The sequence below is a fragment of the Micromonospora sp. M71_S20 genome (genome assembly GCF_003664255.1).
Taxonomy (GTDB): domain Bacteria; phylum Actinomycetota; class Actinomycetes; order Mycobacteriales; family Micromonosporaceae; genus Micromonospora.
On the sequence record NZ_RCCV01000001.1, the window covers coordinates 583,156 to 598,478 of the forward strand.

General features: G+C 75.3%; 14 protein-coding genes. 8 read left to right on the plus strand and 6 right to left on the minus strand.

The window, feature by feature from the left end; genetic code table 11:
- Positions 1-71: 71 nt before the first annotated feature.
- The gene (locus DER29_RS02750) at positions 72-1,004 is read left to right on the plus strand and encodes an ABC transporter ATP-binding protein (RefSeq protein WP_121395874.1); all 933 of its coding nucleotides are present in this window, start codon (positions 72-74) and stop codon (positions 1,002-1,004) included.
- Entirely contained in the window at positions 1,001-1,753 is a 753-nt protein-coding gene (locus DER29_RS02755) for an ABC transporter permease subunit (protein ID WP_121395875.1), read from the plus strand. The genes DER29_RS02750 and DER29_RS02755 overlap by 4 nt, the downstream gene beginning before the upstream one ends.
- Before the next feature lie 36 nt (positions 1,754-1,789).
- On the opposite strand, the gene DER29_RS02760 is transcribed toward DER29_RS02755, so the two are convergent.
- The 4 genes from DER29_RS02760 to DER29_RS02775 form a co-directional block, all read right to left on the minus strand.
- Entirely contained in the window at positions 1,790-2,467 is a 678-nt protein-coding gene (locus DER29_RS02760) for a response regulator transcription factor (protein WP_121395876.1), read from the minus strand.
- Positions 2,464-4,245: a sensor histidine kinase gene (locus tag DER29_RS02765; RefSeq protein WP_121398952.1), complete on the minus strand. Its 1,782-nt coding sequence runs from the start codon at positions 4,243-4,245 to the stop codon at positions 2,464-2,466. Before DER29_RS02765 ends, DER29_RS02760 begins: the two co-directional genes overlap by 4 nt.
- A 54-nt stretch (positions 4,246-4,299) precedes the next feature.
- Positions 4,300-5,028 (minus strand): dethiobiotin synthase, encoded by a 729-nt coding sequence (gene bioD / locus DER29_RS02770; RefSeq protein ID WP_121395877.1) that lies wholly within the window; start codon positions 5,026-5,028, stop codon positions 4,300-4,302.
- Between the two features lie 133 nt (positions 5,029-5,161).
- Complete coding sequence (locus DER29_RS02775) at positions 5,162-6,298, minus strand: 8-amino-7-oxononanoate synthase (RefSeq protein WP_121398954.1); 1,137 nt, start codon at positions 6,296-6,298, stop codon at positions 5,162-5,164.
- Positions 6,299-6,452: 154 nt separating this feature from the next.
- Between DER29_RS02775 and bioB the strand changes: the two genes are divergently transcribed.
- Genes bioB through DER29_RS02790 form a run of 3 tightly spaced genes read left to right on the plus strand, consistent with a single transcriptional unit; the run spans position 6,453 to position 8,190 of the window.
- Positions 6,453-7,448, plus strand: a complete 996-nt coding sequence (gene bioB, locus DER29_RS02780) for a biotin synthase BioB (protein WP_121395878.1) — start codon at positions 6,453-6,455, stop codon at positions 7,446-7,448.
- A complete protein-coding gene (locus tag DER29_RS02785) occupies positions 7,445-7,678 on the plus strand; it encodes a hypothetical protein (protein WP_370040024.1) in 234 nt (77 codons plus the stop codon). Before bioB ends, DER29_RS02785 begins: the two co-directional genes overlap by 4 nt.
- Before the next feature lie 5 nt (positions 7,679-7,683).
- Positions 7,684-8,190: a GNAT family N-acetyltransferase gene (locus DER29_RS02790; protein WP_121395879.1), complete on the plus strand. Its 507-nt coding sequence runs from the start codon at positions 7,684-7,686 to the stop codon at positions 8,188-8,190.
- Positions 8,191-8,224: 34 nt separating this feature from the next.
- Here the strand turns inward: DER29_RS02790 and DER29_RS02795 are convergent, their stop codons facing one another.
- On the minus strand, positions 8,225-8,749 hold the full coding sequence (locus tag DER29_RS02795; RefSeq protein ID WP_121395880.1) for a DUF488 family protein: 525 nt from the start codon (positions 8,747-8,749) through the stop codon (positions 8,225-8,227).
- Between the two features lie 9 nt (positions 8,750-8,758).
- On the opposite strand from DER29_RS02795, the gene DER29_RS02800 reads away from it, so the two are divergent.
- The gene (locus DER29_RS02800; RefSeq protein WP_233599620.1) at positions 8,759-9,820 is read left to right on the plus strand and encodes an endonuclease domain-containing protein; all 1,062 of its coding nucleotides are present in this window, start codon (positions 8,759-8,761) and stop codon (positions 9,818-9,820) included.
- A 90-nt stretch (positions 9,821-9,910) separates the two neighbouring features.
- Here the strand turns inward: DER29_RS02800 and DER29_RS02805 are convergent, their stop codons facing one another.
- The gene (locus tag DER29_RS02805) at positions 9,911-12,844 is read right to left on the minus strand and encodes a glycoside hydrolase family 9 protein (protein ID WP_121398959.1); all 2,934 of its coding nucleotides are present in this window, start codon (positions 12,842-12,844) and stop codon (positions 9,911-9,913) included.
- 445 nt (positions 12,845-13,289) lie between these two features.
- Here DER29_RS02805 and DER29_RS02810 point away from each other — a divergent pair, with 445 nt between their 5' ends.
- On the plus strand, positions 13,290-14,855 hold the full coding sequence (locus tag DER29_RS02810) for an aldehyde dehydrogenase family protein (protein WP_121395881.1): 1,566 nt from the start codon (positions 13,290-13,292) through the stop codon (positions 14,853-14,855).
- Between the two features lie 70 nt (positions 14,856-14,925).
- Positions 14,926-15,321, plus strand: a complete 396-nt coding sequence (locus tag DER29_RS02815; RefSeq protein ID WP_121395882.1) for a VOC family protein — start codon at positions 14,926-14,928, stop codon at positions 15,319-15,321.
- Positions 15,322-15,323 lie beyond the last annotated feature (2 nt).

The window sequence follows — 15,323 nt, forward strand, 5'->3', positions numbered from 1 at the left end:
GACGAAAGTCAGTGGACGGTGGTGCCGTTCGGGCGCGGTCGGGGCGGGGGTGCCGGACCTAGCGTCAGTGCATGATCACATTACGTGGGTTGACCAAGCGGTTCGGGGACACGACCGCCGTCGACGCCCTGACCGTCGACATCGGACCCGGCCGGGTCACCGGGTTCCTCGGCCCGAACGGCGCGGGCAAGTCCACCACCATGCGGATGATCCTCGGGCTGGACCGGCCCACCGCCGGGCAGGCGCTCGTGGGCGGGCGGACGTACCGGGAGCTGCGGCGCCCGCTGCGCGAGGTCGGCGCGCTGCTCGACGCCCGGGCCGTGCATCCCGCCCGCTCGGGTCGGGCGCACCTGCTCGCGATGGCCCGCAGCAACGGGATACCGGACCGCAGGGTGGACGAGGTGCTCGCCACCGTGGGGCTGGACGCCCGCGCCGCGGCCAAGCCCGGCCGCACCCTCTCCCTCGGCATGGGCCAGCGGCTCGGCATCGCCGGTGCGCTGCTCGGCGACCCGCCGGTGCTGATGTTCGACGAGCCGGTCAACGGCCTCGACCCGGACGGGGTGCGCTGGGTCCGGCAGCTGATGCGGTCGCTGGCAGACGAGGGCCGGACGATCTTCGTCTCCAGCCACCTGATGACCGAGATGCAGCTCACCGCCGACCGGCTCGTGGTGATCGGCCGGGGTCGCCTGCTCGCCGACGCGCCGATCGACGAGGTCATCGCCGGCAGCGCGGTGGCCGTCCGGGTACGCAGCCCGCAGCCGGCCGGCCTCGCCGCGCTCGCCGGGCGGCTCACCGCCGCCGGGGCCGCCGTCGAGCCGGCCGGCCCGGACGAGCTGACCGTCACCGGCGCCACCGTCGAGCGGATCGGCGATCTGGCGTACGAGCTGGGGGTGCGGTTGCACGGGCTCAGCCCGCACGGGGCGTCCCTGGAACAGGCCTTCATGGAACTGACCGCCGACAGCGTCGAGTACGCCGGCACCCCCACCCGGAACGAGGCACGATGAACACGATCTCCGCCGAGTGGACCAAGCTGTGGTCCGTGCGTTCCACCTGGTGGTCGCTGCTGGCCGGGGTGCTGCTGATGGCCGCCACCGCCGGTCAGCTGGCCATCTACGCCGCCAACGCGAACACCAACGACGACCCGGCCGACGACGCCGGGATCGTCACCGTCGGCAGCGTCGTGATCGGCTCGGTCGAGCTGACCCAGTACGCCGTGCTGGCGCTGGGCCTGCTCGTGGTCACCAGCGAGTTCACCAGCGGCACGATCCGTACCACCCTGCAGTGCACGCCGTCGCGCGGCCGGGTGCTGCTGGCCAAGGCCGCGGTGACCGGGGCGGTGACGTTCGCGCTCGGGCTGCTGCTCGGCGCGGTCGGCGCGCTCGTGGCGCGGCCGGTGCTCGGCCGCTGGGGCGCCGCGCCGGCTGGCGGCACGGTCAGCGACGTCCTCGCGGTGGCGACCTACCTGGCGCTGGTCGGCGTGCTGGCCCTCGGGCTCGGCGCGGCCCTGCGCAGCGCGGTGCTCACCCTGACCGTGCTCGTCGCCACCCTGATGATCGTTCCGCTGTCGTTGCAGGAGCCGGACATCGCCGTGCTCAACCGGGTCGCCGACGCCTTCCCTGGGGTCGCCGGCGGGCACTTCCTGGCCGGGGACACCGACCCGTACCCGGCGCCGGTCGGGTTGCTCCTGCTCGCGGGCTGGGCCGGCGCGGCGCTGTTGCTGGGCCGGGCCGCGATGCGCCGCCGGGACGCCTGAGGCACCCGGACGCGTGCGGTGCCGGGGCGGGGCGGGTCAGCCGGTCGGCTCGACCAGCCCCGCCTCGTACGCGAGGATCGCCGCCTGCACCCGGTTGCGCACCTCGAGCCGGGTGAAGATGCTCGTCAGGTAGCTCTTCACGGTCCCCTCGACCAGGTGCAGCCGGCGGGCGATCTCGGCGTTGGACAGCCCGACCCCGACCAGCGCGAGGACCTCCCGCTCACGCTCGGTCAGCCCGGCCAGCCGGTCCCGGGCCACGGGCCGACGGGCCACCCGGTCACCGCCCAGCTCGATGACCCGGCGGGCCACCCGCGGCGACAGGTACGCGCCACCGTCGGCGACGGCGTGCACACCGGCGATCAGCTCGCGCGGGTCGCCGGCCTTGAGCAGGAATCCGCTCGCCCCGTGCCCGAGCGCCCGGGCGACGTGGTCGTCCTCGCCGAACGTGGTCAGCATGAGCGTCGCCGTCTCCGGCACGAGCCGGCGGATCTCGGCGGCGGCGGTGAGCCCGTCCATCCTCGGCATCCGGATGTCCAGCAGCGCCACCCGGGGCCGGTGCGCCCGGACGAGTTCCACCGCGGCCCGGCCGTCGCCGGCCTCGGCCACCACCTCGATGCCCGCATCGGTGGCCAGGATGGCCCGGACACCGGCCCGGATCATCGCCTCGTCGTCGGCGAGGACGACCCGCACCGGGCCGGCCGTGTCGGCGTTCATCCGTCGATCCGCTCCTTGCTGACCAGCCGACCCTCGACGAAGCAGAGCCGCCACGTCGGTTGGGCCAGGGGGAAGTTGCCGTCGGTGTAGTGCTCGCAGCCGGGGCGTGCCGTCCCGGCGGGCGGGGCCAGTTGCCGTCGGGGCAGCCCGGTCAGCTCGGCGCGCTGCGCGCCGACGGGCATCCGCGCGAAGGCCCCGTCGTCGAGGACCGTCCCGGCGGTGGCGACCGGGTAGTAGACCAGGGAGAGGACCAGCGCGAGACCCGCCGGGGCGCCGAGCGCCGTCAGCAGGCTGAGCCGCACCCGCCGGCGGGCGTCGCGCAGCCGCCGCTCGGCCTCGGTCGCGGTCGCGGACCTCGACGGCGACGGCGACGGCCGCTCCCCCGGCGACCCGCCGTCCGACGGATCGGTGCCCGCCCCCGTTGCTGAGGCGACCGGAAACCCCGGCTCGTCCGCCTCGCCCGCTAACCACCCGCCCACCGGCCACCGGCCACCGGCCCGGCCGGAGTCGCCCGTGCGCGACGGGAGGGCGAAGGCCCCCGGCCGAGCGGCTACGGGAGGGAGGGCGTCGGCGCCCGCCCGGGTCGCCAGCAACGGGAGGGCGTCGTCGCCCGCCCGGGTCGCCCCCGGCAGGCGGGCGCGGACGGCGAAGCCGCCACCGTCCTGGTGACCGGTCGTCAGGGCGCCGCCGGCGAGCCGGACCCGCTCGGCGAGGGCGAGCAGGCCGGAACCGGTGGACGGCGGTCCCGGCAGCGGCCCGGCCGGTGGGGGCGCGTTGACGACGGCCACCTCGAGCCGGTCGCCGTCGCGGTGCAACACGACGCTGACCGCCGCGCCGGGTGCGTACCGGGCGGCGTTGGTCAGCGCCTCGCGGACCACCCGGTGCGCGGTGTGCGCGGCCATCGGGGACAGCACCGCGAGGGCGTCCGCGCCGTCCAGGCGCACCGCCATGCCCGCCTCCCGGGCCCCGTCGACCAGCTCGGCGACGCTCTCGTCGGCCGGCCGGGTGGTCGCCGCGCCGTCCGGCTCCCGCAGCACCCCGATGATCCCGTGCAGCCGCTCGGTGGCGGCGGCGACGCTGGCCCGCAGCTCCCCGGCGGCGGCCCGGTGCCAGGGCGCGAGGTCGCCGGCGACCTCCAGCGCGGCGGCGCGCAGGGCGATCAGGCTCAGGTCGTGCCCGAGCGAGTCGTGCATCTCCTGGGCGATGCGGGCCCGCTCCCGCAGCCGGATCCGCTCGGCGGCGCCCCGCCGCTCCCGGTCCCGCGCCTCGACGTGCCGGCGGCCGGCGTCGGCCAGCACGGCCTGCTGGCGCCGGTACCGCCCGACGAGCCACGGGAACACCCCGGCGAAGAGCAGCACGGAGGCGAGCAGGAACCAGGTGGCCGCGCCGGTGCCGAGCAGCCCCAGGTTGAGCACGGTGCCGCCGGCCGCGAGCACGGCGAAGGCGACGGCGGCCGGGACGGCGGTGGCGCTGCGGCGACCGGTCAGGTAGCTGAACACCGGGATCGCGAAGAGGAAGTTGCCGTCCAGCAGCGACCCGAGCACCACGACGACCAGGGCGACCACCGGCCACCGCCGGCTCACCGCGACCGCCGCGGCGAGCAGCAGCAGCGCGCCGGCCGTCAGGGCGGAGGCGTACGCCGAGTGCGGCGGGGTGACGCCCGCGTACCCGATCGGGGCGGCGGTGGTCGCCCACAGGAGCAGATCGGCGCTCCGCCGCCGGACGGCCGCCCGGGACCACCCACCCCCGCCCGCCCCGACGGACCACCAGCTCTTCACGGCGGCCAGGCTACCCACGCCCGACCTGCGCCGACACCGACGAAAGTCAGGTTCTCAGCTGATCTCCTCGGCCCACGCGCGCCAGTCGTCGAGTACCCCGTACAGCGTCGGGGTGAGCCAGCCGGGCGCGGACCGGCGGAAGACCCCCGGATCCATCGCCCCGGTGCCGGCCGGCAGGGCGCCCAGCAGCTTCGGCACCAGGTCGGTCAGGTTGGCCCAGTGCACCAGCTCCGGCGCGGCCGGCCAGGCGCCGACCACCACGCCGGCCGGCACCGCCCGGCGCTCCAGCGCCTCCAGCGTCAGCGCGGTGTGGTTCAGGGTGCCCAGGCCGGCCCGGGTCACCACGACGGCCGGGCAGCCCAGTTCCACCGCCAGGTCCGCCACCGTCCAGGGCTTGCCCTCCGGCCGCAGCCCCATCGGTACGAGCAGGCCGCCCGCGCCCTCGACGAGCACCAGGTCGTGCTTGTCGGCCTCCTCGCGGACCGCGTCGACGGCGGTGTGCAGCGCCAACGGCTCCAGCTCGGCGACCCGGGCCGCCGCCAGCGGGGCGAGCGGGTCGGGGAAGCTTGCCAGGGTCCGGCCGGTCAGCGGGGCGGCCAGCCGGTTGACCGCGTCGACGTCGCCCGGCTCGCCGCCGGCCGTACCCGTCTGGGCGGGTTTGACCACCGCGACCCGCAGGCCGGCCGCCTGCGCTGCCGCCGCGATCGCCGCCGTGACCACCGTCTTGCCGACGTCGGTGTCGGTGCCGGTGACCAGCACCGGCCCACGCCACGGCCCCGTCATGTCGTGCCCCCGGCTCACGGGACGACCCTCGTTCGCGACTGCGGGGCTCGCAAACCCGGCTCACTCCTCGCGCTCACGGGCGCCACCTCAGTTCGCGACTGCGGGGCTCGCAAACCCGGCTCACTCCTCGCGCTCACGGGGCACACTCCACGATGGTCTCCAAGGCCCGCTCGAAGTCCGCCCGGGGGGTGCCGGCGCCGATGGTCAGCCGCAGGCGGGACCGGCCGTCCGGCGTGGACGGGGGCCGGAAGCAGCCGACGGCGACTCCCCGGTCGCGGCAGTCGGCCGCCCAGGCGCTCGCCGCCTCGGGACCGGGGGCGGTGACCGAGACGACCGCGCCGTCGGGGGCGGAGACCGCCAGCCCGGCGGCGCCCAGCCGGCGCACGACCCGGGCGGCCCGCTCGGCCAGTTCCGCGCGCAGGTCGTCGCCGGCGCGGGCCAGCCCGACGGCGGCGTGCACACCGGCGGCCACGGCCGGCGGCAGCGCGGTGTCGAAGATGAAGGTCCGGCCGGTCTCGATCACGTGCCGGACGAACTCCGCAGGCCCCGCCACCACCCCGCCCGCGCCGCCGAGGGCCTTGGAGAGGGTGGCGGTGACGACCACGTCGGGCTGGCCGGCGAGGCTGGCGGCGGCGACACCCCCGGCGCCGGCCGGGCCGGTCACCCCGAGGGCGTGCGCGTCGTCGACCAGCAGCAGCGCGCCGTGCTCCCGGGCCACGGCGTGCAACCTGGCCAGCGGGGCGAGATCGCCGTCGACGGAGAAGACCGACTCGGTGACGACCACCGCCGGCCGGCCGGGCGCGGCGGCGAGCGCGGCGGCGACCGCCGCGACGTCGGCGTGCGGGGTCACCACGGTCTCCGCGCCGGAGATCCGGCAGCCGTCGATCAGGGACGCGTGGTTGTGGGCGTCGGAGACGAGCAGCGTACGGGGTCGCACCAGCGCCCGGACCGCCCCGAGGTTGGCCAGGTAGCCGGAGGAGAAGACGAGTGCCCGTTCGGCGCCGAGCCAGTCGGCGAGGGCGTCCTCGAGCGCGTGGTGGGCGTCGGTGGAGCCGCGTACCAGGCGCGACCCGGTGGCCCCCAGCCCGTACGCCGACAGCGCCCGCGCCGCCGCGGCGGTGACCTCGGGATGGGTGGCCAGGCCGAGGTAGTCGTTGCCGGCCAGGTCGACCACGGCGTCGCCGGCGGCCCGCGGTCGCAGCCGGCGAGCCAGCCCCGCCTTCGCGCGCAGTGCGGCGCGGCGGTCGAGCGCCGCCAGCCAGTCCGCCACCGTCACCCCCACGCCGCCCGGCCGGCCGCCGTCGGCCGCTTCCGCCGGGCGAAATTACCACCCGCCGGCCAGCGCCCGGCGTGTCCACCCCTGCGTCCAGGTGCCGACACGCGGGCCGTTCATCCCGGCCAGCTGGCCTTGTAGGGTACGAGCCATGCCAGAGATCCTCGACCAGGCCCGAACCCAGGTGCTGGAGAACGGCGTCGGTCTCGACGAGGCCGGCGCCCTCGCCGTGCTGAACCTGCCCGACGAGCAGCTGCCCGCCGCCCTCCAGCTCGCCCACGAGGTGCGGATGCGGTGGTGCGGGCCCGAGGTGGAGGTCGAGGGGATCGTCTCGCTGAAGACCGGCGGGTGCCCGGAGGACTGCCACTTCTGCTCGCAGTCGGGCCTGTTCACCTCCCCGGTCCGGTCGGTCTGGCTGGACATCCCCTCGCTGGTCGAGGCGGCGAAGCAGACCGCGGCGACCGGGGCGACGGAGTTCTGCATCGTGGCGGCCGTGCGCGGCCCGGACGCCCGGCTGATGAAGCAGATGCGCGAGGGCGTCGCCGCGATCAAGGCCGAGGTCGACATCCAGGTGGCCGCGTCGCTGGGCATGCTCAGCCAGGAGCAGGTCGACGAGCTGGTCGACATGGGCGTGCACCGCTACAACCACAACCTGGAGACCTGCCGCTCCTACTTCCCCAACGTGGTCACCACCCACTCGTGGGAGGAGCGCTGGGAGACCCTGCGGATGGTCCGCGAGTCCGGCATGGAGGTCTGCTGCGGCGGCATCCTCGGCCTCGGCGAGACGGTGGAGCAGCGGGCCGAGTTCGCCGCGCAGCTCGCCGAGCTGGACCCGCACGAGGTCCCGCTGAACTTCCTCAACCCCCGCCCCGGCACCCCGCTGGGCGACCGGCCGGTCGTCGAGGGCAAGGACGCGCTGCGCGCCATCGCCGCCTTCCGGCTGGCCATGCCGCGCACCATCCTGCGGTACGCGGGCGGCCGGGAGATCACCCTCGGTGACCTGGGCACCCGCGACGGCCTGCTCGGCGGCATCAACGCGGTCATCGTCGGCAACTACCTGACCACCCTGGGTCGGCCGGCGACCGCCGACCTGGAGCTGCTCGACGACCTGAAGATGCCCGTCAAGGCGCTCTCCGCGACGCTGTGAGCGCCCCGGTGACGACGAGTGACGCGGCGACGGCGGCCGGCGGGGCGTCGGCCACCTGGTGCGACCGCTGCGGCGAGGCCGTGGCGGCCGGCTCGCACGAAGGGTGCGCGACGGCCCGGGTGCTGGAGCCGCCGCGCTTCTGCGCGCACTGCCGCCGCCGGATGAAGGTTCAGGTGCTGCCGGTCGGCTGGGCGGCGGTCTGCGTCGAGCACGGCGAGATGCGGGGCTGAGGGCGATGCTGCGCGGCCGGACGGTGACCCTGCGGCCGGCGGGCGCCGAGGACGTGCCGGCGCTCGCCGCGATCCGGGCCGACCCGGAGGTCCGGCGCTGGTGGCGCGGCGGCGACGACCTCGCCGCCGCCGTCCGGGCCGACCTCGACGACGAGGCCCTGTCGGTGTACGCGATCGAACACGACGGCCGGGTCGTCGGCGCGATCCAGTGGTACGCCGAGGACGACCCCGACTACCGGCACGCCAGCATGGACCTCTTCCTCGACCCGGCCGTGCGCGGCGCCGGGCTCGGCGGGGACGCGATCCGCACCCTGGTCCGGCACCTGATCGACGAGCACGGCCACCACCGCTTCACCATCGATCCGGCGGCGGCGAACACGGCGGCCGTCCGGGCGTACGCGAAGGTCGGCTTCCGCCCCGTCGGCGTGCTGCGCCGCTACGAACGCGGCGAGGACGGGCGCTGGCACGACGGGCTGCTGATGGACCTGCTCGCCGACGAACTGGCCGACTGAGCCGCGACCGCGCACGGGACGCCCCGCCCGCCGGTCACCCGTCCCAGACGAGGTCGCCGTCGGCCAGCCGGCGGGCGCCGTCGGCGGGGCGGTGCGGGGTGAGCCGGCCGTCGGGCATCAGGTGGGACGCCGGCACACCGCGCCCCAGCACGGCGACGTCGGCGATCAGCCGCCGGTGGCAGCGCCACCAGACGCTCTCGCTGCACATCACCGCCGTGGTCCGGGCCGCCGCGTCGGCCAGCACCGCGTCCAGCGCCGCCCGGAAGTCGGCGGTACGGGTGTACGCCGCGTACGCCCGGAAGGCGGCGACGGTCCACCAGCCGTCCGGCTCCTCGACCCCGGCCGGGGTGTGCCGTCGGCCGCCGAGGCGCTGCTCCCAGCGGTAGTCCACGCCGGCCGCCGGCAGCCAGCGGGCCAGTTCCTCCCGGCGTACGTCGGGGTTGGTCCGGCTTGCCGGGAACCGCCGCACGTCCACGACGAGCGCGACCCCGGCACCCGTCAGTAGCTCGCCCAGCCGTTCCCGGTCCGCCGCCCCGTGCCCCACCGTCAGCAGTGTCACAAGGAGGATATGCCCCGATTCCCGGACGGCTACCGCCCGCGCGAGGCGGAGACCGCCCGGGATCTCCGCGCGGGGCGGCGGGAGTCGGGGCCGGCGGCGAGGGTGGTACGGGTGTGCCCCGACCTCCCGGCCGACGAGGCCGACGCCCTCGACTGGCTGGCGTTCGAACAGGCCGGCGTCGTCACCACCGCCCAGGTGACCCGGTCGCTGACCGGGGGCACCGTACGCGGACGCGTGCGCTCCGGGCGCTGGCGCTCGATCTGCCGGGGCGTCGTGCTGCTGGGCAACGGCCGGCTCACTCGGGACCAGCAGTTGTGGGTGGCGGTGCTCGCCGCGGGTCCCGGGGCCGTACTGGCCGGTCCGACGGCCGCCGCCGAGGCGGGCGTACGCGGGTTGCGGAGTGAGCCGTTGCACGTGCTCGTGCCGGCACACCGGCGGGCGGGCCGCACCGTGCTGGGCCGGCTGCCCGTCGACATGCCGGCGGTCGTCGTGCACCGCGCGTCGAAGCTGCCGCCGGAGCACCTTCAGCTCGCCCGCCCGCCGCGCACCACCACCGCCCGGGCACTGGTGGACGCGGCCGGCTGGGCCCGCACGGTCGACCAGGCGCAGGCGGCGCTGGCGGCCGGCTGTCAGCAGCGACGGGTCACGCCGGAGGAGTTGTCGGCGGTGCTGGACGCCCTGCCCCGGGCCCCTCGGCGGGCGCTGGTCCGGCAGACCGTGGCCGACATCGCCGGCGGTGCCGAAGCGCTCTCGGAGATCGACTTCGTCCGACTCTGCCGCCGCCACGGCCTGCCCGCGCCCCGCCTCCAGCAGCGACGCGCCGACGCCTCCGGGCGGACGCGGTGGCTCGACGCGTACTGGCGGGAATGGGGGTTGCACGTCGAGATCGACGGGGCGCACCACATGGACGTCCGGCACTGGGCGGCCGACATGCGGCGCCAGAACGACGTCTGGACCTCGGGCGACCGCATCCTGCGCTTCCCGGCGTGGCTGGTCCGCGCCCGCCCCGACGAGGTCGCCGCCTCCGTCCGCCGCGCCCTGACGGCCGCCGGCTGGCGAGCCGGAAAGTGAATCTTGGACAGTTGCCGTCCTCGAGGAACGGCAACTGTCCAAGATTCTCCGGTGGCGCGGACGGTGACGTCCGCGCCACCGGATTATGTGTCAGGAGACCGTGCAGGGGGTGCCGTTGAGGGTGAATGCCGTGGGTTTCGGGTTCGAGCCGGTGTGGGTGCCGTTGAAGCCGAAGCTCGTCGACGCCCCCGGCGCGAGCCGGCCGTTGTAGGAGATGTTGGTGGCGGTGACCGCGGTGCCGGTCTGGGTCCAGGTCGCCGACCAGCCCTGGCCGACCTTTTGGCCGGCGCTGGGGAAGGCGAAGGCGAGCGTCCAGCCGTCGATGGTGGTCGTGCCGGTGTTGGTGACGGTGACGTTCGCGGTGAAGCCGCTGTCCCAGGTGCTGGTCGTCCAGGCCACGGCGCAGCCGCCGGACGCGGGCGGGTCGGCGGTGGTGACCGCGACCGGCGCGGACGCCGCCGAGGCGTTGCCGGCCGCGTCCACGGCCACCACGAAGAACTGGTACGCGGTGGCGGCGGTCAGCCCGGTCACCGCCAGCGTGGTGCCGGTGGGCGAGCCGACCAGCGCGTCGGTCGCGCCGGCCTCGCGGTAGACGCGGTAGCCGGTGACGCCGACGTTGTCGGTCGACGCGGCCCAGTTCAGCGTGAGCCCGGTGGCGGTGACCGCCGAGGCGGTCGGCGTGCCGGGGCGGGTCGGCGCGACGGTGTCGGGGGCCGGCGCGACGGGCGTGGTCACCTCGGCCACGGGTGAGGCGGCAGAGCGGTTGCCGGCGCCGTCGCGCGCCCGCACCGTGAACCGGTACGTGCGCTCGGGCAGCAGCCCGGTCACGGCCAGGGAGTTGGTGGCGGCGTTGAGCAGGACGAGCGCGTCGCTGCCCACCTGCGCCTGGGTGACCTCGTAGCCGGCCAGCCCGCTGCCGCCTGCGTCGGTGGAGGCGGGCCAGGTCAGCGTCAGCCCGGTCGCGGTGACCGCCGAGGTGACGGGGGTGCCGGGCACGGTCGGCGCCGTGGTGTCCGGGGTGGCCGGCGCGGGCTCCTCGCCCCAGACGCGGGTGGCGCCGGAGTGGAGCGTGACCTTCCGGTTCGGCCCCGCCGCCGGCTGGTACGACGGGTCGTTGGTCGGGTCCCAGGTGCCGCCCTCGGGCACGCCGATCTTGAACTGCACCTCCATCCGGTGCTGCGACTGCCCGGCGGGCGCGATGGTGTGCCCGGTGCAGTCCACCTCGACGTACCAGACGTCGCCGGAGAACTGCTTGGCGCTGGACGGCGACGGGCAGCCCTGGGTGTAGCCGGGGGTGACGGTGACCGGGCCGGTGCCGTCGGGGCGGAAGTAGTAGCGGAACCTCCCGTCGGTCAGGGCGCGGGCCGGGAACGCGGACTTGTTGTAGACGATGGCCTTGAGGCCGGTGGCGCGCGGCTCGGCCTGCATCACCGTGGTCTCCACGGTCAGCTCGTCGATGTCCGGCGTCTCGGCGCGGGGGAAGCCGGCGAGCGGGGTGCCGCCGTACTCCTGGGTGAGCCGGGCCAGCGCGGAGCTGAAGCCGGCGTTGTAGTCGGTGGCGACCTCGTTCATCACGTAGTCCGACCGGTTGTCGGTGTACGCGTCGTTGGCCGCCGACGGGCCGCCGACCAGCGCGCCGTAGAGGGTGTGCCGCGTCTCGACGGGCACCGTCTGGCTGTCCCACCAGGAGCCGTGCGCGGTGCGGTGGTGCGGGTTCTTCGGGGAGTTGGCCCCGAAGCCGATGACGTAGCTGGAGGCGCGCGGGTTGTCGCCGAGTGCGTAGTCGATCTGCCGGACGGCGAAGTCGTGGTAGCGGGCCTTGCGGGTGGCGTCGGTGGTCTTGTCGCTGTAGACGAGGGCGGCGAAGGCGGTGTTCGCGGCGTAGCGCAGCGCCCCCCACGAGTCGAGCACGGCCATCCCGCCGGGCGAGTACGGCACCCGCTGCCCGTTGACGCCGACGGTCCAGTAGTCGAGCCAGCGGTTGGCGTCGTCGACGTACTTCTGCTTGCCGGTCAGGTTGGCCAGCAGCACGTACGCCCCGAACTGCTTGTTGTCCCAGGCGATGGTCCACTTGTAGGACCGCGTGGTGCTCTGGTTCTCGGTGCCGAGCTTGTCGTACTCGCTCTCGGCCTTCGCGAGGTAGGCGGCGTCGCCGGTGGCGCGGTGCAGCCAGATCGCGGACCAGACCAGCTCGTCCTGCCAGCCGCTCCAGGATCGGTAGAAGCTGGTCGCGTCGGTGATGCACTCGTGGTAGCTCTTGCGCACCGTGTCGGCGAAGGTGTGCAGCTGCTTCGCGTGCCCGAGCAGCCGGTCGGCGTAGGCGGCGTCGGTGGGCCGGAAGACCATCGACGACGCGGCCATCGCCGCCGCCGTCTCACCGGCCAGGTCCGCGCCGCCGCAGCTCGCGTCGATCTTGTACGCGGGCCGCGCCATCGGCATCACCTCGGCCGGACCCCACCACTTGTGGTCGTCGTCGCCCTTGCCGACCTGGCCGTAGAGGACGTTGGGGGCCGGGTGCGCCCGGATGAAGTAGTCGTTGACGAAGCGCAGGTTGTTGAGCAGGTGGGGCAGTTGGCCGGAGGCGACGTAGCCGGCGCGGTACTCGACGGCGCCCCAGGCGAGCATGGTGGCGCTGAACGCCATCGGGAAGCCGAACTTGACGTGGTCGCCGGCGTCGTACCAGCCGCCGGTGAGGTCGAGCCCGACGTCGGCGCCGTCGGTGAGCGCGGAGTCGCCGCGCCAGGAGACCCGGTTCCAGTCCGGCAGCGGGCCGGACTGCTGCGCCTCGTAGAAGTAGAGCGACTTCTGCAACGCCTCGGCGTAGTTGAACGCGCCGGCGGCGGCGGGCTTCGTGGCGGGGCCGGGCGCGGTCCGCGTGGCGCCCCCGGCGGGCGCCGCGGCGGAGGCGGGCACCGGGGCGGTGACGGCGAGGGCGAGGCCGGCGGCGAGGGCGGTGCCGGCGGCCAGCAGGCGGGGCAGCCAGGGCTGCTCGCCCGGCCGGCGCGGACGTCTCGGGTGACGCATGACGGTGCTCCTGTCGGTGGCGTCGCCGGCGGCACCGGGGACGGCGCGCGGGATCGTGATCGGGGCGTGCCGGCGAAGGTGGTGGGGGTACGGCCACGGGTCCGGGAGCGCTCCCATGGATGACCGACAATGTAATGCGGCGGTCACCGGTTTGTGAAGACGCCGGCAGCGGGGCGCCCGCGCGGGGCCGCTGGCAGGAAAGCCCTTACCTGTACACCGGACATTCGTCACACCATCGAACTACTTGGATCGAATTCCGGCGTACGGGCAGGTCATCACCGGGGCAGGTGGGCGAGGACGCGCGTCGCGGCCGGGCGGGCGGCGGGCCGGGCGTTCCGGCATACGAACGTACTGTTGCCGCACCGCTTTCCGGCGCGCGACAGTACGCCACATCAGCGGTGCCATCGACGCCGCCGCTCCCCCGGCCAATCCTGAGGAGATCGCGATGGCTCTACGACTCGCCGACGGCACCGCCTGGTCCGACACCCTCGCCCGCGCGGTGGCCGCCGTGCCCGAGGCGTTCGGTTCCCCGGTCGACGGTGTCACCACGCTGCACAACCTCGTACGCGGCGACTGGCACGCCGTGGGCTCGCCCAGCCCCGTCCGCACCCCGGTGGACAACACCGTGCTGGTCAACCTGGCCCGCCTCGACGCGGAGTCCGCCCGCGCCGCGGTCGCGCACGCCGCCGCCGCGCACCGGGTCTGGGCCGACACCCCGCTCGCCGACCGCAAGGCCCGGGTCACCGACGCCCTGGACGCGCTCACCGCCCACCGCGACCTGCTCGCCCTGCTGCTGGTCTGGGAGATCGGCAAGCCGTGGCGGCTGGCCTGCGCCGACGTGGACCGGGCGCTCGACGGCGTCCGGTGGTACGTCGACGAGATCGACCGGATGCTCGCCGACGGCCGGGAGCCGCTGCCGGGACCGGTCAGCAACATCGCGTCGTGGAACTACCCGATGAGCGTGCTCGTGCACGCCGAGCTGGTGCAGCTGCTCGCCGGCAACGCGGTCATCGCGAAGACCCCGTCGCAGGGCGGGGCGGTCTGCCTCACCGTCGCGCACGCGCTGATGCGCCGGGCCGGGCTGCCCGCCACCCTGGTCTCCGGCGGCGGCGAGGAGCTGTCCGAGGTGCTGGTGCGGGCGCCGGAGATCGGCGCCGTCGCGTTCGTCGGCGGGCGCTCCAACGGCGGCAAGGTCGCCGCCGCGCTGCTCGACTCGGACAAGCGGCACTTCATCGAGCAGGAGGGCCTCAACGCGTGGGGCATCTGGGACTTCTCCCAGTGGGACCTGCTCGCCGGGCACCTGAAGAAGGGCTTCGAGTACGGCAAGCAGCGCTGCACCGCGTACCCGCGCTTCGTGGTCCAGCGGGACCTCGTCGACGAGTTCCTCGACATGTACCTGCCGGTGGTGCGCTCCGTCCGGTTCGGACACCCGCTCGCCGTCGGCGACGACTGGACCGCCGGTGACCCGCTGCCCGAGCTGGACTTCGGCCCGCTCATCAGCGCCGCCAAGGCCGACGAGCTGCGCCGCAAGGTCGACGAGGCGGTACGCGGCGGCGCCGTGCCGCTGCACCGGGGCAAGCTGCACGGCGCGCCGTTCCTCGACGGGCAGGACACCTCCGCGTACGTGGCCCCGTCGGTGCTGCTGGCCCCGCCCGGCCGGTCCCGGCTGATGCACGCCGAGCCGTTCGGCCCGGTCGACACCATCGTCGTGGTCGACACCACCGACGAGCTGCTGGCCGCGATGAACGCCTCGAACGGCGCGCTGGTCGCCTCGCTGGCCTGCGACGACGAGGAGCTGGCCGGCAAGCTCGCGGTTGACCTCCAGGCGTTCAAGGTGGGCATCAACAAGCCGCGCTCGCGGGGCGACCGCGACGAGCCGTTCGGTGGCCGGGGCGCGTCCTGGAAGGGCGCCTTCGTCGGCGGCGACCTGCTGGTGCAGGCGGTCACCCAGGGCGGCGACGGCCGGCTCTACGGCAACTTCCCCGACTACAGCAGCTACCCGACCACCTGAGACGTGAGGCGGGGCCCCTGTGCACGCCGCAGTGGGCCCCGCCGACACCAGGGCCACGTACCGTCGAGTGATGTCGATCATCGCGCAACTCTCACTGGGAGAGTCCGACCCGCAGCGGGCGGCGGCCTTCTGGTCAGCCGCGCTGGGCTACCACCGCCGCCCGCCCCGGTACGCCGGCGATGACTGGATCGTGCTGGAGCCGCCGCCCGGTGTGCCGGGCACGGCCATCGCCATGGACGTCAGCGAGAGCCCGGCCGAGGAGTTCCCCCGGATCCACCTGGACATCGACGCTGGCGACCGGGACCTCGACGAGGAGGCGGCGCGGCTCGTGGCGCTGGGCGCGCGCCCGGTCGACTGGCGGCACTACCCGACCGACCCGCACCCGGCCGAGCCGCCGTACGTGGTGCTCGCCGACCCGGAGGGCAACCGATTCTGCGTGCAGGGGACGCGAGCACCCGCGACGTGACG